Source organism: Virgibacillus pantothenticus (genome assembly GCF_018075365.1).
Classification (GTDB): Bacteria; Bacillota; Bacilli; order Bacillales; family Amphibacillaceae; genus Virgibacillus; species Virgibacillus pantothenticus.
In genome coordinates this window covers 1,970,374-1,992,821 of sequence record NZ_CP073011.1, presented here as the reverse complement: position 1 = coordinate 1,992,821, position 22,448 = coordinate 1,970,374, and the positions used below count along the sequence as shown (strand labels likewise).

Below are 22,448 nucleotides of genomic sequence, written 5' to 3'. Positions count from 1 at the left end.
ATGAAGAAAACAATTCTTCTTGTTGGGGCAAGCGGAGATATTGGGGCAGCAATTGCGCGGAAATTATTGAACCAAGGCTACCAATTATTGCTTCATTTTCATACAAACAAACAAGCTATTGATGAACTCTGTCGGGCATATCCGGAGTCCATTTTAGCGACTTACCAAACAGATTTAAGTAAAAACACATCTTGTGAGCAGTTCATGGAAGCTCTGTCGTTTGCTATTGATGGCGTTATTTTTGCTAGTGGTAGAGCTCATTATGGATTGTTTCAAAACACACCAGAACAGACAATGGATGATATGCTGCAGTTACATGTGAAATCACCGTGGCTCATTACTAAGCATCTCCTCCCTAGTATGATTACGAAACAGGAAGGTGCGATTATATTTATTACCTCCATTTGGGGAGAACAGGGAGCTAGTAATGAAGTTGTTTACTCAGCAGTAAAAGGGGCACAAAATAGTTTTGTCAAAGCACTTGCAAAGGAAGTCGCGCCTTCTGGAATTGCTGTCAATGCCATTAGCCCCGGTTTTATCGAAACAAAAATGAATCACAATCTATGTACAGCTGACAAAGAAGCGACAATTGCTGATATTCCAATGAACCGAGCCGGGAAACCTGAAGAAGTCGCTGCTATCGTGTCTTTTTTATTGTCTGGAGAAAGCAGCTATATACAAGGGGCGATTTTGGATGTGACGGGCGGCTGGTAATTTTTCTTCCTTCCAACATGTATAAACTTGCAAATACCTCAAATACTATGCATGTATAAATTGGAAGGAGGAAATAAAAATGTCCGTTCTTGATAATTTTGACTCATGGAGAAGCTTTTTGGCAAATAAGCTTACGCAAGCGCAGCAACAAGGGATGAGCAATGACACCATTCAAAATGTGGCTCATGAAATAGGCGATTATTTGGCCCAGCATGTTGACGCAAAAAACAAAGAAGAAGCCGTGTTACGTGATTTATGGAATGCAGCCTCTGATGAGGAACAGCAAGCATTAGCAAATACAATGATTAAATATGTACAAAATCAAGGAAATCAATCATAAACGGAAACATCAACTTTTTTCCGAATGTAAGGTGCTGTAACTCTCACTATTAGAGCTGAAGGCCAGCTGGTGGGAGATAAAGGCACCTAACATTCATTAGAGGTGTAATCTTACTGAATAGATTCAGCTTATCTGCCACGTTCTGATTTAAGAGCGTGGCAGTAATTATTAAAAGTAAGGCAAAAGTCGTATAGTTGAAAGTTTGGAATGGGAATATAATGGTTAATATATATTATCATGCGGTGGAAACGATACTGTTTTCCAACAATTTATTAAATCATTTTGTCAACCCCTCATGGTTCTGTTAATATAAGTATTATAAAGGAGTGTGAAAATAATAAAGTGCCATAAACATAGAATCTAGAATAGTGAGATTCTGAGTGGAGAGATAAAGTGTAGAGGATTTTTTCACATACCCTATAATATAGTCTACGTTTAACCATAGCGAAGAATATAGTGCCTGATGTTGAGCTAGCCATTTTTTTGGATGTTTGATGGAAAAACTTTGGACGGTGTAGCTTTTTAATGAATAACAATTAAATATTTTAAGATTAGAGTTAATTGTTTTGTTGTATGTTAAATTTACCGCTTATATGTTGAAATAGTTTAATATCGTCTGTCATTTTCTTGATCTAAAAATGGAGGATTTTTGAATAAATGGGAATTATAAAACTAGCAACTTTAAAAAATAGTGATAAAGAGAAACGGTTATAGTTACATAGTAAATGGATAATAAAAACGCTCATAAAGTGAACCAACAATCAGTGGGAGGTTCTTTGATCACCACTGATTATTAGTACCGGAAGGGGGGAACCTAAGAGTTCCTCGAACGAATTAGGAATTTAAGTACCGCGATTCTCCTTAGAAGTTTTTAGTATGACCTCAACTCTTGAAGGGGAGCGTATGTAGCTTACATTCGGGTTAAACACGTACTTATGAAAAGTTCATGATCAAACCTCATTGATATTTGAACTGAATTTTTTCTAATCACTTTTCACTTACAAGAAAATACTTTATTATATAGTTACATGACTATGTAGTATAATGAATTGCTCGCAGGTTCAACTAGAATAGAACAGCAGTGTACCTCATAACTCTATTCAAAGGAGCATTTTATGACGAAAACAGAGTGGTACCTTGAATACGAAATTCAAATTAATCGGCCGGGTTTGCTTGGAGACATATCGTCCTTACTCGGTATGCTGAGGATCAATATCATTATGATTAATGGGGTGGAAGATGCTAAGCGAGGAATGCTACTTTTATCCAAAGATGATGAAAATATAACACGATTAAAATCAATTCTGCAAACGATGGATACCATTAAAGTAACAAAGCTGAGACAACCAAAGCTTCGGGATAAAATGGCTGTACGTCACGGTAGATACATACACCGAGATGTCGATGATCGTAAAACGATTCGTTTTATTCGTGATGACTTAGGTCTGCTCGTTGACTTTATGGCGGAATTGTATAAAAAAGATGGACACAAATTAATTGGAATTCGTGGAATGCCGAGAGTAGGAAAAACAGAATCCGTAGTAGCAGCTAGTGTGTGTGCGAATAAGCGCTGGTTATTTGTTTCCAGTACACTTTTAAAGCAAACGGTACGTAGTAAACTCATTGAAGGTGAATACAATCCCAATAATGTCTATATTATTGATGGTATTGTCTCCACTCGTCGTGCAAATGAACAACATTGGCAGCTGATTAGAGAAGTTATGCAACTTCCTTCTATCAAAGTAGTGGAACATCCAGATGTATTTGTACAAATGACAGAATATAACATAGAGGATTTCGACTACATTATTGAACTAAGGAGTCATGAAGAGGAAGAGATCACATATGAGCCTGTTGAATCTCAGCAGTTCAGTCAAGAAAACGGATTTTCAATGTTTGATTTCTAAAATGGATGGTGTTGGAAATGCAAATTGGTGCAAGACTAAAAGAAGCAAGGGAGGCACAAAACCTCTCTTTAGAAGAATTACAAGAGATGACAAAAATCCAGAAACGGTATTTGATTGCGATTGAAGAAGGGAATTTGCAGATTCTTCCTGGGAAATTTTATGCCCGAGCATTTATGAAAGAATACGCGAATGCTGTCGGGTTAGATCCGAATGAATTAATGGAAGAGTATAAAGAAGAAGTGCCAAAAACGGAAGAGCCGACAGAAGAACAGTATTCGCGTATACAACGCTCTCGAAAAAATCAGGAAAAGAGCACTTCTAATTTTTCATTGTTCCCTACGATTATCGTTGGACTGCTCATAATCGGTATTATTGCAGTAGCCATTTTCTTTATCGCCCAAAATATGTCTGGGACAGAAAGCAAAGATCCGGTAGAACAAGATGGTAACAATGATATTGTTATCAAAGACGATAAAGGTAAGAATCAAGCAAATCAAGATAAGGCCAATGAAGAGAATCAGGTCAACGAAGATGAACAAGGAAATGATCAGGATAAAAAAGCAACAAAAGAAGATACAAAAGAGCCTAAGTTTACTGTAGTGGAAGAAGGAGTAGGCAGTACACCTGAATCGACGGTTGCATTTTCTTATACAGGCGATGAAGTAAAGGCTACATTAGAAGCTACAGGAGATACATGGCTTGGTGTAAATGCTGATGACGGAGAAGCTCTCTTTGAAGAGAGTATGTTTAATGCGGAAAAATCACCACTCGAATTAGACCTTACTGGTAAAGAGCGCGTATTCTTTAAAATTGGTAATGCATCTGTATTAACCATCACCATAAATGGGGTAGAAATGGAATATCCAGTTGATCCAAACAATGTAAGGCAAAATATATGGATAGAATTAAAACAAGAAGCTGAATAATTGTTATGGACCCTTCCTTTCAACTGTTTGGAAGGGTCTATCCATTTTCAAGGAGGAAAAATCATGAATTTACCAAATAAATTAACATTATCTCGTATTTGTTTAATTCCTGTTTTCATCATTTTAATGAGTGTTCCATTTTCATGGGGAAGCTGGCAGATAGGAGAAGCAGAATTACCGGTAACTCACTTTGTTTCTGCTGTACTGTTTATTGTTGCAGCTGCAACAGATTGGGTAGATGGTCACTATGCTCGGAAATATAATTTGGTTACTAATTTAGGGAAATTCCTTGATCCACTAGCGGACAAGCTGCTTGTTTCTGCTGCATTGATTATGCTGGTAGAGATGGGGGTAGCGCCAGCGTGGGTTGTCATTCTTATTATTAGCCGTGAATTTGCTGTTACAGGACTTCGTCTTGTTGCTGCTGGAGAAGGAATTGTGCTAGCTGCAGGCAGTATGGGCAAATTGAAAACAGCGACACAAATGGTTGCTATTGCGGTATTACTACTACATAATTTTCCATTTTCGTATATAGGATTTCCGTTCGGTGAAATCATGTTATATATTAGTTTATTCTTTACAGTATTATCTGGGGCAGATTACTTTATTAAAAATTGGCATGTGATGAGGGATTCGAAATGACAAAGGATTTACAAGCTGAAATTGTTGCCGTTGGTACCGAACTTTTACTTGGTCAAATTGCCAATACAAATGCACAGTGGCTTTCCCAGCAATTGGCTAATCAAGGGGTCAATGTTTATCGCCATACTACTGTAGGCGACAACTTGCAGCGTGTGCAGGAAGCATTTAAGCAAGCCCATGAGCGCTCTGATATTGTTATTGTCACAGGGGGGCTTGGGCCAACAGAAGATGACTTGACAAGAGAAGCGTTTCAGCAATTGAGCCATATTCCGTTAGTACAACATCGGCCATCAATGGATAAGATACAAGCATATTTCGAAAAACAGCAAGCGGTGATGACGCCAAACAATCCGAAACAGGCGAGAGTATTTGAAGGCGCAACGGTTTGGCTTAATCCAGTAGGTATGGCTCCAGGGATGAAGCTTACATATGACAATTGCACGTGGATTTTCCTGCCAGGTGTTCCAAGAGAGATGAAAGCTTTAGTAAGGGAATATATGATACCTGCATTGCAACAATTACTTGGTAAAAAAGAAATGATTAAATCGATTGTTTTAAAATTCACTGGAATTGGTGAATCAAAACTAGAGCATGAGCTGCAAGATATTATTCATGAACAAACGAACCCGACGATTGCACCACTTGCTCAAGAAGAGGGAATTGTTATTCGTCTAACAGCAAAAAGTGATACGCTTCAGCAGGCAGATCAACTATTAGAAGCTACAAAAGCTAAGATATTTTCAAGAGTAGGTAACTACGCTTATGGTGAAGATCATGAGACATTAGAAGGAAAAGTCGTAGGGTTACTAACCGAACAAGAACATACATTAGCGACTGCTGAAAGTTTGACTGGCGGAGCTTTCTCAGAGAAAATATCGACTGTTTCTGGTGCTTCCAGTGTCTTACAAGGAGGTATCGTTAGTTATACGAATAGGGTGAAGGAGCATGTGTTAGGTGTTCCCAAGAAGGTATTGGAAACAAAAGGGGCAGTAAGTAAGGAATGTGCTGAAGAAATGGCAATGCAAGTGGCTAATAAACTGTCTTCCTCTATTGGGATAGCCTTTACTGGGGTCGCTGGACCAATGGAAATGGAAGGGAAGCAAGTTGGTACCGTTTATATTGCCATTTACAATCCGACTGGCGTGTCGCTTGTGGAAAAATTTTTGTTTCAAGGTGACCGAAATTCTATTCGCCGGAGAACCGTTCTGAAAGGTCTTGAATTACTCTATCGGACGCTTAAATGAGATAATTTCGCACTATTGTTTCCGAGAAATTTTATTATCAATGCCTCATAGTTTGTTAACTTTCATTTTTGCACATATTTTCTAATTGAAAAATGGGAACGTTTATTCGATTTTTTGCTTGGCAAATAAAAGAAAAGCATGTATGATGGTACTAGATGATTAAAGGAGGGCGAAGTTTTGAGTGATAAAAAACAAGCTTTAGATATGGCGTTAAAACAAATAGAGAAGCAGTTTGGAAAAGGTTCCATCATGAAACTGGGAGAACAAGCTGAACAAAAAATAGCAACTATACCTAGTGGTTCACTAGCATTAGATGTAGCACTTGGAATCGGTGGATATCCAAAAGGTCGAGTTGTTGAAATATATGGTCCGGAATCGTCAGGTAAAACAACGGTAGCTTTACATGCAATTGCAGAAGCACAGCAACAGGGTGGACAAGCGGCCTTTATTGATGCGGAGCATGCGCTTGACCCAACATATGCACGCGCTTTAGGAGTGGACATTGAAGAACTATTACTCTCACAGCCTGATACAGGCGAACAGGCACTTGAAATCGCAGAAGCTCTTGTCCGCAGCGGAGCAGTTGACATTATTGTAGTGGATTCTGTTGCAGCACTTGTTCCAAAAGCAGAAATTGAGGGCGAGATGGGCGATTCCCATGTGGGGCTTCAGGCTCGTCTAATGTCCCAAGCATTGCGTAAATTATCCGGAGCTATTAATAAGTCAAAGACAACCGCAATCTTTATTAACCAAATCCGTGAAAAAGTCGGTGTTATGTTTGGTAACCCGGAAATTACTCCCGGCGGTCGTGCACTGAAATTCTACTCATCTGTGCGGCTTGAAGTGCGTCGTGCTGAATCATTAAAACAAGGGAATGATATGGTCGGGAACAAAGCGAGAATTAAAGTCGTTAAAAATAAGGTTGCTCCACCATTTAAGCAAGCAGAAGTAGATATTATGTACGGGGAAGGCATATCCAAAGAAGGCGAAATTTTGGATATTGGCTCTGATTTAGATATCGTGCAAAAAAGCGGTGCCTGGTATTCATATAATGAAGAAAGGCTTGGTCAAGGACGTGAAAACGCGAAGCAATTTTTAAAAGAGAATACCGATATGATGGCTGAAATTCATGCGGCAATCAGACAGCATTATAATTTAGATGACGAGCCGAATGAAGAAGAAGCCGAAGCATTCAGTCAGGAAAGTCTGGACGTATAATCGATCAACACCTTTTGCAGTAAGTGCAAGGGGTGTTTTTTACTACTGTTGTAGTACCGTTATGGACCAAGAGAAGGAAGTGAAATGAAAATGGGATATTTAAAATAGTGTGGAAATAGGATTACAAAGCCTCCTCAGGTTCCCTTGGTCAATGTTGTAAAGTCAAGCACCAAAGATATATTCATATTCTTGGAGTTACAGATGGTAATTGATAATTTATGACATATTCATAAATGGTCAATTACCTCCCTGTTTTAAAACATCTGTAAAGACACAACGATAATTTCTGAGTAAATATATTTCACCAATACCACGTCATTTTGGAGTTCTAAAATCTGCTAGTGCTTCAAGTCCAGGAACCCTAGTCATTAAAAATGCTTTAGTAACCCTATTTATATAATCAAATCCATTTTTGGAACATTACTTAAGAAATTTTCATCACAATGGGGTTGGATCCTTCACAAGCTTGTCCAAATTAATTTCTAAAAGTTGTCCTGCATGAACCAAACCACTTCCAAAACCGTACATAAGAACGCGATCTCCATTGTTGACTTTTCCCTCACGAATTCCGAGGTCTAGAGCTAAAGGAATGGTAGCAGCAGAAGTATTTCCAAAATCCTCTAAGCTATAAAGGGTTTTTTCTATAGGGTATGCTAATTTTTTGCAAATTGGTTCGATCAAACGCAGGTTAGCACTATGAGGTATAAACCAATTAATCTGTTCTAAACTTGTTTGCGTTTTTTCTAATATTTGTCCAATACTATTAGGGACATTCCTTACTACCCAACGAAAAACTTCCCTGCCATTTTGTACAAGATATTGACTATCGATTAATTCAATATCATTTACTTTTTTTGACAGTCCCACACGATATACATGGTGGGCTCCTCTTCCATCACTACCTAGATGGAATCCAATGAAACTGTTTGATAGTTCATCCCTTTCAACCAATACCGCGCCAGCTCCATCACCAAATAAAACACATGTACTTCTGTCCGTATAATCGGTAATTTTTGATATTGTATCTGCTCCAATAACAAGTATCTTTTTGTGGAAGCCAGATGCAATATAGTTGTTTGCTGTATGTAATGCATAAACAAATCCTGCACACGCTGCACTTACATCTATGGCACCAGTATTTGGGATATTTAATCGATTCTGTATGATGCTGGCAACCGAGGGAAATGGAAAATCTGGTGTACTTGTTGCCACAATAATCATATCTACATCTTCGACGGTTTTATTATATCTTTGCATCATATCTTTTACGGCTAATACACATAAATCACTGGTAAATTCATCCGTACAAGCTATTCTACGCTCGTGAATTCCTGTTCTTTGTATGATCCATTCATTGTTCGTTTCGACCATTCGTTCAAGATCAAAATTTGTTAATTTTTTTTGGGAACATACGTCCCAATGGATGTTATTCTTGCTCCTAACATATAAGGATCACCTCTAAATGATTTATTATCAGATATTAGTACTTGGTATTAATTCTAACATTTTATAGTAGTATAAATCAATTTAAAACAAAATGCTTACTTTAAAGCGTTGACTACAGAAGGGGCTATTAACGGAACAATACCATTTTCAACCATATTTCATTCATCTATCTTTTAGTTGAAGAGAGTTTTCTTATTCAACTAACAAACGGTTTAAGTTGTTTTTAAAGTGTAACCTTATTTTGCTCGTAGCGCCCTGTGCCTATTTGAATTTTTAGTTACTATCCGAGATTTATCACGATTATCCGATATAGCGCTATATGAAAATGGAATATTTTTAAAACTATTCAACGCAAAAGATTGATTCTCTGGAATCTAAAACATTCTAATTGCGTTTTTATTTTACTAAGATAACTGCAAGGAAGTGAACTTTCATTTTAAGTCTGTCGTCAATTTAAGAATGATAACTTTATCTTTTTACCAGTATCTTGGATGAAGTTGTGACGTTTCCTTGACATTCTTCGGCTACACAATTAAAATTAAATTTGTATAAATTTATCATTTGTATGATATATTGTATGGTTATTTAACGCATTGAAACTTTTACATGCCGACAATAATTGATGTACAACTTTATAGCAAGAGGAGGTGAAATCATGGACAGTCTAATGCTCATCTCCATTTTGCTTGTAATCCTAATCGTCGGTATTGTTGTTGGTTATCTGATTCGTAAATCTATTGCTGAAGCAAAAATTTCAAGTGCTGAAACATTGGCTAAACAAATTGTTGATGAAGCACATCGAAATGCGGAAGCTTCTAAGAAAGAGGCCCTTCTTGAAGCGAAGGATGAAAATCATAAACTTCGACAGCAAACAGAGGATGAACTTCGGGAACGACGTAACGAAGTTCAAAAACAAGAAAATCGTCTGATGCATAAAGAAGAAAATTTGGACAAGAAAAGTGAATCGTTAGATCAGCGAGAGCTTAATTTAGAAAAGAGGGAACAGTCGTTAGCAGACAAACAACAACAAATTGAAGAAATGGAAAGCAAAGTGGAAGCTATGATAAAAGAGCAGCAAACGGAGCTTGAACGCATTTCGGGATATACAACAGATCAGGCTAGACAGATTATTTTAGAACGAATAGAACAAGAAGTTGCACATGAATCTGCTTTAATTATCAAAGAGGCAGAAAATCGCGCCAAAGAAGAAGCAGATAAAAAAGCTAAAAGCATTCTTTCGTTAGCATTACAGCGTTGTGCTGCTGACCACGTTGCTGAAACAACGGTATCCGTTGTTAACCTTCCAAATGATGAAATGAAAGGACGTATCATTGGACGTGAAGGACGAAACATAAGAACGTTAGAGACGTTAACTGGAATTGACTTAATTATCGATGATACTCCAGAAGCAGTTATATTATCAGGATTTGATCCAATTCGAAGAGAAACCGCCCGTCTGGCATTAGAAAAACTCGTACAGGATGGCCGTATCCACCCTGCGCGTATTGAAGAGATGGTTGATAAAGCAAGACGTGATGTGGATGATCATATCCGGGAGATTGGTGAAGAAACAACGTTTGAAGTAGGAGTGCATGGCTTACATCCAGATTTAATTAAGATTCTTGGTCGTTTAAAATATCGTACAAGCTATGGACAGAATGTGCTAAAGCATTCTACAGAAGTAGCTTATCTAGCCGGTTTGCTTGCTGCTGAACTTGGTGAAGACGAAATGTTAGCAAGAAGAGCTGGACTGCTTCATGATATAGGTAAAGCAATCGATCATGAGGTAGAAGGTAGTCACGTGGAAATTGGTAAAGAACTTGCAATGAAGTACAAAGAGCATGAAGTTGTTATCAATTCCATTGCTTCTCACCATGGCGATGAAGAACCTACTTCCATAATCTCTGTACTCGTAGCTGCTGCTGATGCGCTATCTGCAGCTAGACCTGGTGCAAGAAGCGAGACACTAGAAAATTATATTAAACGTTTAGAAAAGCTGGAAGAGATTTCTGAGTCGTTTGTTGGTGTAGAAAAATCATTTGCAATTCAAGCTGGTAGAGAGATCCGAATTATGGTAAAGCCAGATGAAATTGACGATGTAGAATCCGTTCGAATTGCTCGAGATATACGTAAGAAGATTGAAGGCGAACTGGATTATCCTGGACATATTAAAGTTACTGTGATTCGAGAAACACGAGCAGTTGAATATGCAAAATAAAAAGTGGTCTAAGGACCGCTTTTTATTTTGACATTCTTTCCTTAATATGAAAAACTGAGAATACGTTAATAGTTAGGATGAGACAAACATGAGAATATTATTTATTGGAGATGTAGTGGGTTCTCCTGGTAGAGAAATGGTACAAACCTATTTGCCAAAGTTGAAAGAGAAGTATCGACCCAACCTTACCATCGTAAACGGAGAAAATGCTGCTTCAGGAAAAGGAATAACCGAAAAAATATATAAGCAGCTATTAGGATGGGGCGCACAAGTAGTAACGATGGGGAATCACACATGGGATAAAAAAGAAATCTATGATTTTATCGATGAAGCGAATAAAATGATCCGTCCCGCAAACTTTCCAGATAACAACCCTGGGAAAGGGATTGCCTATGTCAATATCAATGGCGTTGAAGTAGCTGTAATTAGTTTGCAAGGGAGAACCTTTCTGCCGCCAAGTGATGATCCGTTTTCAAAAGCTGATATATTAATCAAGGAAGCACAACAACGGACAAATATAATTTTTGTTGACTTCCACGGAGAAGCAACAAGTGAGAAACAAGCATTTGGCTGGTACGTAGACGGCAGAGTAAGCGCTGTTATTGGCACACACACACATACTCAAACGGCTGATGAGCGTATTTTGCCAGGAGGCACAGCCTATTTGTCTGATGCGGGTATGACAGGGCCGTATGACGGCATTCTTGGCGTAGATAGAGAAGCAGTAATTCAGCGCTTTCTGACATCGATGCCAGTTCGATTTGAAGTCCCAAAACAAGGAAGAACACAATTGAATGGTTGTTTCATTACGATTGATGATCAATCAGGAAAAGCAACGAAGATCGAACGCATTCTTATTAATGAAGACCATCCATTTTTGTAAACCTTGTTACGACCGGTAACATCTGCCTTTTACGTGTTACTACGTGAAACGGAGGAGGATCAAAGAGGGATTCAACGAAGAGGACGATTTTCTTTAGCTAACATTGTAGTAGGGAGGAAATCTCCTCCTGTAGGAAGTTTCATTTAACACTTTCTGTAAGGTAAAATGAATGACCAAATGGTACTAAAAACAAAATATAGTCAAAATGTTGAGGATAGATTATTTGAATGTTAAGAATTATTAATGCATAATAGGGGTAATAAGCTAACATCTCCAAGAATATAGTATAAGTAGAACTAGAATAGTTTAATGAAGGAGGTACTAGTGGTGGAAGTATTAAAAGTGTCAGCAAAATCAAATCCAAATTCAGTAGCGGGTGCACTTGCGAATGTGCTAAGAGAACGTGGCTCAGCAGAAATTCAGGCTATTGGAGCTGGTGCATTAAACCAGGCTGTAAAGGCAGTAGCAATTGCTAGAGGATTTGTTGCACCTAGTGGCGTAGACCTTATTTGTATTCCGGCTTTTACAGATATTATAATTGATGAAGAAGAACGTACGGCAATTAAATTAATTGTAGAGCCTAGATAATCGCTATTATGAAAAATGTTTACTATGTGTTGCGCATTTGCGCAGCACTATTTTTATATCGCTCACCAATGCAGACGAGTTGCTCATCCAGTCGGGTTTGCCATATAGTAGACAATTTTAGAGAAACGCACTGTACTTTATCATATTGTAGAGGTTAGTCTGGATGTCTCGTATCAATGAAGCATGAATGCTTATTATGTAAAGAAAGAAGTAGTAGAACTATACCTTTCCTTTCCTCAATCAATCGTCTTCCTATCTGTTCATACTTTATTGCATAGCCATCTATTGTTTAATTTCAATATAGCATTTATAATAAATTAATGAGTGTAAACATGGTATTTAACAGAACACTAATCATTGATTCTAATGAAGCGTATAGCCAGTAAATGGTTACTTTGTTTTGCAGGAAAAGAAAGGAGTTTATCAATGAACGAACAACAACGTAAACAACAAGCGCAAATTAAACAGGCAAATCCAACGGACGTAAAATCCGGTATGGATAATATGGAACGTATAAAAAATACGTCAAGTGAAGATTTAATTTCTAAATATTTTAAGACAACATATGAACCACCAAATTTGAATAAAGCACGCAAACGCGGACGAGATAAAGTAAATGTGCATTACGACTTTGCTATTCCAGAAGATATGGAAAATATTGGACAAGGAAAGAATTTTTTAATTCGTACGTACGGCTGCCAAATGAATGAGCACGATACCGAGGTAATGGCTGGCATCCTTACAGAAATGGGCTATGCGTCCACTTCAGAAACAAATGAAGCCGATATTATCTTGTTGAATACGTGTGCAATCAGAGAAAATGCTGAAAATAAGGTGTTTGGTGAAATTGGTCATTTAAAAGCTTTGAAACGAGAAAAACCGGATTTAATACTCGGTGTTTGTGGCTGTATGTCCCAAGAAGAATCTGTAGTGAATCGCATATTGAAAAAGCACCAGCATGTGGATTTGATTTTTGGTACCCATAATATACATCGATTGCCTCATCTTGTGAAAGAAGCAATGTTTGGTAAAGAAAAGATTGTTGAAGTATGGTCTAAAGAAGGCGATGTGATTGAAAACCTTCCAAAAGCACGTAAAGGAAAAATAAAAGCTTGGGTTAACATTATGTACGGCTGTGATAAGTTCTGTACATATTGTATTGTTCCGATGACGCGCGGAAAAGAACGAAGCCGTCTTCCAGAAGATATCATCCAAGAGGTTCGCCACTTAGCTGCTCAAGGTTATAAAGAGGTAACATTATTAGGTCAAAACGTAAATGCCTACGGAAAAGATTTAGAAGGCATGACTTACGGTTTAGGAGATTTAATGGATGAGCTTCGCAAAATCGATATTCCAAGAATTCGCTTTACGACCTCACACCCAAGAGACTTTGATGATCGTTTAATCGAAGTTTTAGCTAAGGGTGGCAATCTGTTAGATCATATCCATTTACCGGTTCAATCAGGCAGCAGTGAAATTCTGAAGAAAATGAATCGGAAATATACCCGAGAATCCTATTTAGAACTCGTAAGAAAGATTCGTGCTGCAATGCCGAATGCGACGTTAACGACAGATATTATTGTAGGCTTTCCTAATGAAACGGAAGAGCAGTTTGAAGAAACGATGACTTTAATGGAGGAAGTAGGCTTTGAAGCTGCCTATACATTTATTTATTCGCCACGTGAAGGCACGCCAGCAGCTCGTAAAAAAGATAATGTGCCAGAAGAAGTGAAAAAGCAACGACTCTATCGCTTAAATGAGCTTGTTAACAAACAATCTGCGGCGTCTATGAAGAAGTATCAAGACCAGGTCGTAAAAGTACTTGTAGAGGGAGAAAGTAAAAAAGACCCAGATGTATTAGCAGGGTATACAGAAAGAAATAAACTTGTTAATTTTAGAGGACCAAAGTCTGCAATTGGGCAGATTGTAGATGTAAAAATAACAGAAGCAAAAACTTGGTCTTTAGATGGTGTAATGGTCGAAAATACAATAGGGGTGGAATAATGATGGCAGAATATACACGTAAACAAGTGCTCGATGAAGCAAAAAGACTTGCCAATATGCTAGCAAATACAGAAGAAATTGAGCGTTTTAAGCAAGTCGAAGCGAAAATAAATGAAAATAAAAAGGTCCAGCGATTAATTACTAAAATTAAAGCTTTACAGAAACAAGCTGTTAATCTACAGGCTTATGAAAAGCATGAAGCTTTAAAAAAAGTAGAGGAACAACTGGATATCTTTCAAGAAGAAATTGACGCTATTCCTGTAGTACAGGAATTTAAAGAGACCCAAGTCGTTGTCAATGATGTCTTGCAGTTAATTACAGCTACGATTGCAAGAGAAGTTACGAACCAAGTGATCGAATCTACAGGCGGCGATTTATTATCCGGAGAAACAGGGTCGAAAGTAAGAACGAAATCAGGCTGTAGCCATTAATGAGAAGGACAGTGGATGTTATAATCCCTCTGTCCTTCTCTACATTTGAACGAAGCCAATTGCCATCCGTTTATCCCATATATAAGGTGCTGTAAGACTCCCGCTTCAAGAGTTGGATATCTGTACTGCAGCAAGTCTAAGTGAGAAATAGCAGCAGCTAAATGCCCGATTCGTTCCTCTAACAATCAGTAGGGGATGAAGAAACCCCCACGGATGGAAGCTTCATTTTATATGCTTTTACCTATTCCTTTTCTATTTTTCCTGACCCACTATGCACTTTAGGTATTTGTCTTGCATAAAATGACTATGAAAAAAGAGGAGGTAAAAGTAATTATGTCTTTTTTAGAAAAAGAATATAGAGAGATCATAACGAAAGCGGTTTGTGGTAAAGGTCGTAAGTTCTCACAAGCAACCCATTCCGTCACACCATCACATAGACCTTCAAGTATACTAGGTTGTTGGGTAATTAATCATCTGTATAACGCAAAGATAAAATCAAAAGATACCGTAGAAATAAATGGCAGCTATGAAATTAATATTTGGTATTCGTATAATGACAATACAAAAACAGAAGCTATCACGGAGCGAGTAACATACAGTGACAAAGTACCATTGTCAGTCAAAGACGAAAATTGCCTGAACGATGATTTTGATGTTATTGCCAAAGTCATTCAACAGCCCAATTGCTTGAATTGTACAATTGAGAACAAAGGGCATAAGATAGCGGTAGAGATTGAAAGAGAGTTTATTGTCCAAATTATTGGTGATACGAAAATTGCAGTTCGTGTAGATCCAAAGCGGGAACATGTAGATGATGACGATGATGAAGTTTGGGATGTAGAGCTGACGGATGATGAGCTGGAAGAAGTAGAGCCAGACTTTTTAAATAAAGATTAACCAGATTACGAGGAGAGGCTTCCTCGTAATCTTTTTCTTTCTAGTGCGGATTCAAATGTTTCGAATTTCTTCCTACGATAATCTACAGCAGCTCAAATCTAAAGGAAGGTCGACTAAAAATGGGCTCGCTGCATCTGTTGCAGGGGCGAGTGAGATATTCTTCAAAAAACTGCTTATAGTACTGAAACATGATGCGAAAAACGGCTTCTAAATTTCCAATTCATTTGACTATCTTTTAAAGGGAAATTCCCCTATGAAAATTTCACCTAATCTCGTTAGACCTACCGTTTATACGTCATTTATCAAGTGCTTTCGCTTTTTCCCAATTTTGTTTACAATCATCATACTAAATTTTGAAGCAACAAGCGCTTCAAAAAGAATTCATGGGATAGACATACTATTGGATTAATCGAAAGTAAAGCTGAATGTGTGCTATAATAGCAGAAGAATATTTTACGGTTTTTTTGGAGGACAAAACATGGCAAAGCAAACACCAATGATGAAACAATATCTTAGCATAAAAGAAGCATATAAGGATGCATTCCTATTTTTTCGCTTAGGCGATTTTTATGAACTGTTTTTTGATGATGCGGTTCAAGCTGCAAGGGAGCTGGAGATTACACTAACAAAACGGGATTCAGGTAGTCCGAACCCTATCCCTATGTGCGGTGTTCCATATCATTCTGCTGAAAATTACATAAAAACCTTAATAGAAAAAGGCTATAAAGTAGCTATTTGTGAACAAGTGGAAGACCCGAAAACAGCCAAAGGTGTAGTAAAGCGGGAAGTGATTCAATTAATTACACCTGGTACAGTGATGGAAAAGACGATGCTAAACGAAAAAGAGAATAACTATATTGCTAGTTTGTCTCATTTTGATACGAGCTATGTTCTTGTCTATAGTGATTTGTCTACGGGAGAAAATCAGCTGGTAGTTATTGAAGATGGTTGGGACGGCGTGATTCACGAATTATACAATCAACCTATTAAAGAAATTGTTGTCTCGTCTCAATTGCCCGAGGACTTACAAAAACAGTTGAAATCGAGGCTGCATGTTACTCTTTCGTATCAGGACGAGGTTACGTTCAATGCGGAATATCGGAATTTATGCGAAAATCTCCATGATGAAAAACTATTAACGGCATTTAGCAGATTATTAAATTATATACAGCATACCCAAAAGCGCTCGCTCGGTCATATGCAGCAAGCAAAAGTGATAGCACTTCAGCATCATTTATCCTTAGATATGTATTCCAAGCGTAATTTAGAGCTTACAGAAACATTAATAAAAAAGGAAAAGTATGGCAGTTTACTATGGGTGCTTGATAAGACAGTTACGGCAATGGGCTCGAGAATGTTAAAAAAATGGCTAGAACGGCCACTTTTAAATGCTCGCGAAATTGAGAAGCGACTTAATATTGTGGAAGGGTTTTATAGTCAGTTTATGGAACGGGATGAATTAAGAGAAACGTTAAAATCGGTTTATGACTTAGAAAGGCTTGCTGGAAGAATTGCATTTGGTAATGTAAATGCACGTGATCTGCAACAACTTAAAAGCTCTCTACAAAAGATTCCAGCCTTAAAACAGCTTTTACTACAATTTTCCCAGCCAGAAATGCGGCAATTAGCTAAGCAAATTTATATCGATCCAAAGATTGTAGATATACTTCAAACAAGTATTGTAGAGGACCCGCCGATCTCGATAAAAGAAGGCGGAATTATTAAAGATGGATATAACGAGCAACTAGATACGTATCGAGATGCTTCTAGAAATGGTAAGCAGTGGATTGCTGAGCTCGAACAAAAAGAAAAGCAAGCAACAAATATTAAATCATTAAAAATTGGTTATAATCGTGTATTTGGTTATTATATCGAAGTAACAAAAGCCAACTTGCATTTGCTTCCTGAAGGACGCTACGAAAGAAAACAAACGTTAACGAATGCTGAAAGGTATATTACACCAGAGCTAAAGGAAAAGGAACAGCTAATTTTAGAAGCGGAAGAAAAAAGTGTTGAATTAGAATATCAATTATTCATTGAAATTCGTGAGCAGATGAAGACGTATATTCCTGAGTTACAACGGTTAGCAGAAGTGGTGAGCTATGTGGATGTGCTACAAGGGTTTGCAACCGTTAGTGAGTCCAATAATTATGTTCGCCCTACATTTGATCGCAAGAAATTGCGCATTAAACAGAGCAGGCATCCGGTTATTGAGCAAGTCATGGATGACGGAACGTTTGTACCTAATGATATTGCATTAGATGAGCACAGTCATATTTTATTAATTACAGGACCTAATATGTCAGGGAAAAGCACGTACATGCGCCAATTAGCGTTGACTGTCATTATGGGGCAAATAGGCTGTTTTGTCCCATGTGAATCTGCACAGCTTCTCATTTTCGATCAAATATTTACACGAATTGGGGCGGCAGATGATTTAGTTGCTGGTCAAAGTACATTTATGGTGGAAATGTTAGAAGCGAATCATGCGATAGCCAATGCGACCGAGCAGAGTTTGATATTATTTGACGAGATCGGGCGGGGGACGAGCACATACGATGGAATGGCGTTGGCGCAAGCGATTATTGAGTATATTCATAATCATATTCAAGCAAAGACGTTGTTCTCGACGCACTATCATGAATTAACGGATCTAGCTAACACATTGCCTAATTTAAAAAATATTCATGTTAGGGCTGAAGAACACGAGGGAAATGTTGTATTTCTTCATCAAATTAAAGATGGACCTGCTGATCAAAGCTATGGTATTCATGTAGCGAAGCTTGCTAATTTACCGTCAAGCTTAATCACTCGTGCTAGTAAAATATTAATGGAACTCGAAGGCACTAGTCAATCTGAAGCTGAAACGAAGGCAGAGCAAGCAGCATCTACCGAACAAACTGGGCAGCTATCTTTCTTTACGGAGGAAAAACAGCAACATCAACCAGTGTCAAAATCAAATAATCATGACGATAAAGTAATACAAGAACTAAAAGACTTAGATTTATTTACTTTGACCCCGTTGGATGCGATGAACGTTTTGTATCAATTACAGAAAAAGGCTCGTAAATAGTTGAATTGCTTTATCCTTAGCGTGACATCATGATGTATGGTGGTAGTATTTCCAATCCGTAAATAAAACAGACGACGTTGAACCGAAATTTTGCAGTAAAGGAGTTGTTTGCATGCGTATTATGCAAATGCCGGATGCACTCGCTAATAAAATTGCAGCTGGAGAAGTTGTGGAGCGGCCAGCATCGGTTGTAAAAGAGTTGGTAGAAAATAGCATCGATGCAAACAGCACATGGGTTAAAATCGATATAAAAGAAGCGGGATTACAGGAGATTAAAGTGACAGACAATGGAGACGGCATGTTAGAAGAAGATTGCGAAACGGCATTCTTACGCCACGCGACAAGTAAAATAAAAAATGAGACAGATTTATTTCATGTTCGTACACTTGGTTTCCGTGGCGAGGCGCTTGCCAGTATAGCTTCTGTTAGCAAACTAACTGTCCAAACATCTACTGGAGAGCATGCAGGTACTAGTTTAAGCTTAGAAGGTGGTAAACTGATCCAAAAACAGAAATCAGCAGCGAGAAAAGGGACCGAAATAACTGTGAGCGAGTTGTTTTATAATACGCCTGCACGTTTAAAGTACATGAAAACCATTCATACGGAATTAGGGCATATTACAGATTTGTTAAATCGCCTAGCGTTATCCCATCCAGAAGTAAGGTTTGAAGTGACACATAATGGAAAGGGAATCTTTAAAACAGCAGGAACAGGAGATTTATTACAAGTCATTTCCCAAGTATATGGAATGAACGTAGCGAAGCAAATGCTGCCGGTGAACCATGAAACGCTTGACTTTTCCATAACTGGTTACATTGCCAAACCGGAAGTAACCCGAGCTTCTAGAAATTATATGTCGACGATTATTAACGGAAGATATATAAAAAGTATTGCTTTAAACAAAGCGATTACCCAAGGGTATCATACTCTGTTGCCAATTGGGCGTTCTCCTATTGTTGTTCTTGCTATTCAAATGGATCCAATTTTAGTTGATGTCAATGTGCATCCAACAAAATTGGAAGTGCGCTTCAGCAAAGATAAGGAGTTATTTCAAGCGATTGAACAAACTATTAAGGATACGTTTCGAGCAGAAACCTTAATTCCTGAAATAGAACGAAAGCCTACACCTAAACCGAAGTCGTACCAAAATAGCTTTGATTTTACACCATTAAACGCAGAACCGTCTAATAAGCAGTGGAACTATCCTGCTGGCGTTCGCGAGCCCGGTGTTGCAAATAAATCTGCGGCAGACCTGAATAAAGATCTCTTGAAGCAGGAAAATGTTTATGAGACCACCGGCGACGAAGAGATAGAACCTTACTCCGTGCAGCGTACAGAAATGCAGCAAATGCACGAACAAACAGATACAGATGAGCGAACAAATACAAATGAACAAACAGCGGAACAAGTGAAAACAGAACAAGCTGCCCCACGCGTTCCCATAATGTATCCAATTGGGCAATTACAAGGTACTTATATATTAGCGCAGAATGAAAATGGGTTGTATATGATTGACCAGCACGCTGCACAAGAGCGTGTAAAGTATGAATTTTTCAAGCGAAAGCTAGGTCAGCCGATGAATGATTTACAGCAGCTATTCATTCCGCTAACGTTTGAATTTTCCAAGGAAGAGGCAATCTGGGTTGAAGCATATAAAGAAACGTTACAAGCTGCAGGACTATTCTTTGAAGCGTTCGGTCAGCAAACGTATGTTGTTCGCTCACACCCGAGTTGGTTCCCTGCTGGTCAAGAAGAAGCTATTATCCGTGAAATGGTCGAACAGGTTATGAAAGATGAGAAAATTGATGTAGAAAAAATTCGTGAAGAAGCTGCGATTTTAATGTCTTGTAAACGATCCATTAAAGCAAATCATTATTTGAATCACGATGAAATGACGCAGCTATTGGAACATTTGAGGCAAACGACAGATCCGTTTACTTGTCCACATGGAAGACCGATTATAGTTCATTTTTCAACCTATGAATTGGAGAAAATGTTTAAACGGGTTATGTAATATGTATAAAACAGCTTCCATTTTGCCATACTATGGAAAAATGGAAGAGGTGCGTGTACAGTGGAGAATCAACAACTCATTAATTTTCTAAATCAATTGCTTTCCAATCAATTTGTGCTATATGTGAAGTTACATCGATATCATTGGTTTATTCAAGGAAGAAATTTCTTTTCTCTTCATGAACAGTTTGAAAATATGTATGTGGAGGTAGCTGACGATATCGATGAAATAGCCGAGCGTATTTTAATGATTAATGGTAAACCTTTAGCTACAATGGTAAAATATTTGAAAGAAGCAACACTGGAAGAAGCAAGTGCCGATGATGAAGAACAGGAAATTATCCAGCAGCTGCTTCATGACTTACAACAAATGACAACGGAAATTCAAAAGGAAGGGTTACCAAAAGCCGTGAAACTGGAAGACAGTCCTACGGAAGATTTGCTTATCGGCTTACAAGGTAAGCTTGAAAAATATATTTGGATGCTAAAAGCATATTTAAAACAGTAACGTAGTCAAATTAGGGGAATATGAATGAAAAATAAAGTCATTGCTATTGTTGGACCAACTGCGGTAGGCAAAACAAAGTTAAGTATTGAGATAGCGAAACATTATGATGGTGAGATTATTAGCGGGGATTCCATGCAGATATACAAAGGTATGGATATTGGTACTGCGAAGGTCACTTCTGATGAAATGCAGGGGGTCCCCCATTATATGATTGATTTGAAACATCCGGATGAATCGTTTTCGGTTGCAGATTTTAAGCAGTATGTTGCACATTACATAGAAACGATTTCAGCCAAACATAAGCTCCCGATATTAGTTGGCGGAAGTGGTCTATACGTACAGGCTGCCCTTTACAACTATAACTTTTCAACGTATCAGCGCAATGACGAAGTGGTTGCAAAACTTAATAAAGAAATAGAGACAAACGGCATAGAACCTTTGTATAAACGGTTACAAGCATTGGATCCGCTACAGGCTAAAAAAATCCATCCGAACAATCATCGTCGTGTAGTACGAGCATTAGAAATCTATGAAACAACAGGAAAACGAATGTCAGACTACGAGCAACAGCAAGATAAACAGTCACCATATCATTTGAAAATCATTGGATTACAAATGAATCGAGCTGAACTTTATGAACGGATTAATCAGCGTGTAGATATTATGATAGACAAAGGGCTTGTGGAAGAGGTTTATCGGTTGTATAAGTGTGGTTATGCGAATGAACAATCCATGCAAGCAATTGGATATAAAGAATTTATTCCCTATTTCACCGGGGAAATACCATTAAATGAAGCGATTGCTACATTAAAGCAAAATTCAAGAAGGTATGCCAAAAGGCAATATACTTGGTTTCGCAATAAAATGGATGTAGCTTGGTATGATGTTTCATCTGGAACCATTGATGAAAAATTAAGAAATATTTTAGCTGATCTTGCAGGATTTACTCAGAGCTAGGTCGAACTAATTATAATATAGATAGAAATGAGGAGGAAGTAGAATGGCACAATCTGTGAATATTCAAGACCAATACTTGAATCAGCTTCGGAAAAACCGTATTTCTGTAACAGTTTTTTTAACAAATGGATTTCAGTTAAGAGGGGTTATTAGAGGATTTGATAATTTTACGGTTTTAATTGAGACGGATGGCAAGCAGCAATTAATTTTTAAACATGCAATTTCTACCTTTTCACCAGCCAAAAACGTCGAGCTGGAAAAGGAGTAAACATAAAAAGCGGGTGCATGCGTGCACTCGTTTTTTCATCGTATAGGAAACTATAAAATGAGGTGCTTGTGGATAACGAAATAACCGACTAGTCACGTCCGGCGCAAGCGCCCAGCAACTATGCGACTTTAGAAATGCGCCCTACGATAAGGCCTCATCGGTTCGCGGCAA

General features: G+C 38.0%; 18 protein-coding genes and 1 pseudogene. 18 read left to right on the top strand and 1 reads right to left on the bottom strand.

What is annotated here, in order from left to right:
* From ymfI to recA, 7 genes are all read left to right on the top strand, one after another.
* A complete protein-coding gene (gene ymfI, locus KBP50_RS09450; protein ID WP_050352803.1) occupies positions 1 to 714 on the top strand; it encodes an elongation factor P 5-aminopentanone reductase in 714 nt (237 codons plus the stop codon).
* 79 nt (positions 715 to 793) lie between these two features.
* Positions 794 to 1,054, top strand: coding sequence for a DUF3243 domain-containing protein (locus KBP50_RS09445; RefSeq protein WP_050352804.1), 261 nt, complete (start codon positions 794 to 796; stop codon positions 1,052 to 1,054).
* Between the two features lie 1,115 nt (positions 1,055 to 2,169).
* Positions 2,170 to 2,961, top strand: coding sequence for a YmfK family protein (locus KBP50_RS09440; protein WP_050352805.1), 792 nt, complete (start codon positions 2,170 to 2,172; stop codon positions 2,959 to 2,961).
* A gap of 17 nt (positions 2,962 to 2,978) precedes the next feature.
* Entirely contained in the window at positions 2,979 to 3,887 is a 909-nt protein-coding gene (locus tag KBP50_RS09435) for a helix-turn-helix domain-containing protein (protein WP_050352806.1), read from the top strand.
* Positions 3,888 to 3,950: 63 nt separating this feature from the next.
* Positions 3,951 to 4,529, top strand: a complete 579-nt coding sequence (gene pgsA / locus KBP50_RS09430) for a CDP-diacylglycerol--glycerol-3-phosphate 3-phosphatidyltransferase (RefSeq protein ID WP_050352807.1) — start codon at positions 3,951 to 3,953, stop codon at positions 4,527 to 4,529.
* Positions 4,526 to 5,773, top strand: a complete 1,248-nt coding sequence (locus KBP50_RS09425) for a competence/damage-inducible protein A (protein ID WP_050352808.1) — start codon at positions 4,526 to 4,528, stop codon at positions 5,771 to 5,773. The genes pgsA and KBP50_RS09425 overlap by 4 nt, the downstream gene beginning before the upstream one ends.
* Positions 5,774 to 5,950: 177 nt before the next feature.
* Positions 5,951 to 6,991, top strand: coding sequence for a recombinase RecA (recA, locus tag KBP50_RS09420; protein ID WP_050352809.1), 1,041 nt, complete (start codon positions 5,951 to 5,953; stop codon positions 6,989 to 6,991).
* Between the two features lie 438 nt (positions 6,992 to 7,429).
* Here the strand turns inward: recA and KBP50_RS09415 are convergent.
* Positions 7,430 to 8,436 (bottom strand): annotated as a pseudogene (locus KBP50_RS09415) (beta-ketoacyl-ACP synthase 3).
* Positions 8,437 to 9,092: 656 nt separating this feature from the next.
* Here KBP50_RS09415 and rny point away from each other — a divergent pair.
* From rny to hfq, 11 genes are all read left to right on the top strand, one after another.
* On the top strand, positions 9,093 to 10,655 hold the full coding sequence (gene rny / locus KBP50_RS09410; RefSeq protein WP_050352810.1) for a ribonuclease Y: 1,563 nt from the start codon (positions 9,093 to 9,095) through the stop codon (positions 10,653 to 10,655).
* Positions 10,656 to 10,743: 88 nt separating this feature from the next.
* The gene (locus KBP50_RS09405; RefSeq protein WP_050352811.1) at positions 10,744 to 11,538 is read left to right on the top strand and encodes a TIGR00282 family metallophosphoesterase; all 795 of its coding nucleotides are present in this window, start codon (positions 10,744 to 10,746) and stop codon (positions 11,536 to 11,538) included.
* A 327-nt stretch (positions 11,539 to 11,865) separates the two neighbouring features.
* Positions 11,866 to 12,126: a stage V sporulation protein S gene (locus tag KBP50_RS09400; protein ID WP_050352812.1), complete on the top strand. Its 261-nt coding sequence runs from the start codon at positions 11,866 to 11,868 to the stop codon at positions 12,124 to 12,126.
* 426 nt (positions 12,127 to 12,552) lie between these two features.
* On the top strand, positions 12,553 to 14,130 hold the full coding sequence (miaB, locus tag KBP50_RS09395; RefSeq protein WP_050352813.1) for a tRNA (N6-isopentenyl adenosine(37)-C2)-methylthiotransferase MiaB: 1,578 nt from the start codon (positions 12,553 to 12,555) through the stop codon (positions 14,128 to 14,130).
* A 2-nt stretch (positions 14,131 to 14,132) separates the two neighbouring features.
* Positions 14,133 to 14,561 (top strand): YlbF/YmcA family competence regulator, encoded by a 429-nt coding sequence (locus KBP50_RS09390; protein WP_050352814.1) that lies wholly within the window; start codon positions 14,133 to 14,135, stop codon positions 14,559 to 14,561.
* A 333-nt stretch (positions 14,562 to 14,894) separates the two neighbouring features.
* On the top strand, positions 14,895 to 15,458 hold the full coding sequence (gene cotE, locus KBP50_RS09385; protein WP_050352815.1) for an outer spore coat protein CotE: 564 nt from the start codon (positions 14,895 to 14,897) through the stop codon (positions 15,456 to 15,458).
* A 478-nt stretch (positions 15,459 to 15,936) separates the two neighbouring features.
* Positions 15,937 to 18,531 (top strand): DNA mismatch repair protein MutS, encoded by a 2,595-nt coding sequence (gene mutS, locus KBP50_RS09380; protein ID WP_050352816.1) that lies wholly within the window; start codon positions 15,937 to 15,939, stop codon positions 18,529 to 18,531.
* A 112-nt stretch (positions 18,532 to 18,643) separates the two neighbouring features.
* Positions 18,644 to 20,545: a DNA mismatch repair endonuclease MutL gene (mutL, locus tag KBP50_RS09375; protein WP_050352817.1), complete on the top strand. Its 1,902-nt coding sequence runs from the start codon at positions 18,644 to 18,646 to the stop codon at positions 20,543 to 20,545.
* A 60-nt stretch (positions 20,546 to 20,605) separates the two neighbouring features.
* A complete protein-coding gene (locus KBP50_RS09370) occupies positions 20,606 to 21,052 on the top strand; it encodes a Dps family protein (RefSeq protein ID WP_050352818.1) in 447 nt (148 codons plus the stop codon).
* Positions 21,053 to 21,076: 24 nt separating this feature from the next.
* The gene (miaA, locus tag KBP50_RS09365; protein WP_050352819.1) at positions 21,077 to 22,009 is read left to right on the top strand and encodes a tRNA (adenosine(37)-N6)-dimethylallyltransferase MiaA; all 933 of its coding nucleotides are present in this window, start codon (positions 21,077 to 21,079) and stop codon (positions 22,007 to 22,009) included.
* A 43-nt stretch (positions 22,010 to 22,052) separates the two neighbouring features.
* Positions 22,053 to 22,277: an RNA chaperone Hfq gene (hfq, locus tag KBP50_RS09360; protein WP_050352820.1), complete on the top strand. Its 225-nt coding sequence runs from the start codon at positions 22,053 to 22,055 to the stop codon at positions 22,275 to 22,277.
* Positions 22,278 to 22,448 lie beyond the last annotated feature (171 nt).

What these genes read in the sequence shown, in the direction of transcription:
- mutS (WP_050352816.1), top strand. Translation starts at nt 15,937, where the DNA reads ATGGCAAAGCAAACACCAATGATGAAACAATATCTTAGCATAAAAGAA.
- hfq (WP_050352820.1), top strand. Translation starts at nt 22,053, where the DNA reads ATGGCACAATCTGTGAATATTCAAGACCAATACTTGAATCAGCTTCGG.
- pgsA (WP_050352807.1), top strand. Translation starts at nt 3,951, where the DNA reads ATGAATTTACCAAATAAATTAACATTATCTCGTATTTGTTTAATTCCT.
- KBP50_RS09435 (WP_050352806.1), top strand. Translation starts at nt 2,979, where the DNA reads ATGCAAATTGGTGCAAGACTAAAAGAAGCAAGGGAGGCACAAAACCTC.
- rny (WP_050352810.1), top strand. Translation starts at nt 9,093, where the DNA reads ATGGACAGTCTAATGCTCATCTCCATTTTGCTTGTAATCCTAATCGTC.
- KBP50_RS09440 (WP_050352805.1), top strand. Translation starts at nt 2,170, where the DNA reads ATGACGAAAACAGAGTGGTACCTTGAATACGAAATTCAAATTAATCGG.
- cotE (WP_050352815.1), top strand. Translation starts at nt 14,895, where the DNA reads ATGTCTTTTTTAGAAAAAGAATATAGAGAGATCATAACGAAAGCGGTT.
- KBP50_RS09445 (WP_050352804.1), top strand. Translation starts at nt 794, where the DNA reads ATGTCCGTTCTTGATAATTTTGACTCATGGAGAAGCTTTTTGGCAAAT.
- miaB (WP_050352813.1), top strand. Translation starts at nt 12,553, where the DNA reads ATGAACGAACAACAACGTAAACAACAAGCGCAAATTAAACAGGCAAAT.
- KBP50_RS09425 (WP_050352808.1), top strand. Translation starts at nt 4,526, where the DNA reads ATGACAAAGGATTTACAAGCTGAAATTGTTGCCGTTGGTACCGAACTT.
- mutL (WP_050352817.1), top strand. Translation starts at nt 18,644, where the DNA reads ATGCGTATTATGCAAATGCCGGATGCACTCGCTAATAAAATTGCAGCT.
- KBP50_RS09405 (WP_050352811.1), top strand. Translation starts at nt 10,744, where the DNA reads ATGAGAATATTATTTATTGGAGATGTAGTGGGTTCTCCTGGTAGAGAA.
- ymfI (WP_050352803.1), top strand. Translation starts at nt 1, where the DNA reads ATGAAGAAAACAATTCTTCTTGTTGGGGCAAGCGGAGATATTGGGGCA.
- miaA (WP_050352819.1), top strand. Translation starts at nt 21,077, where the DNA reads ATGAAAAATAAAGTCATTGCTATTGTTGGACCAACTGCGGTAGGCAAA.
- KBP50_RS09390 (WP_050352814.1), top strand. Translation starts at nt 14,133, where the DNA reads ATGGCAGAATATACACGTAAACAAGTGCTCGATGAAGCAAAAAGACTT.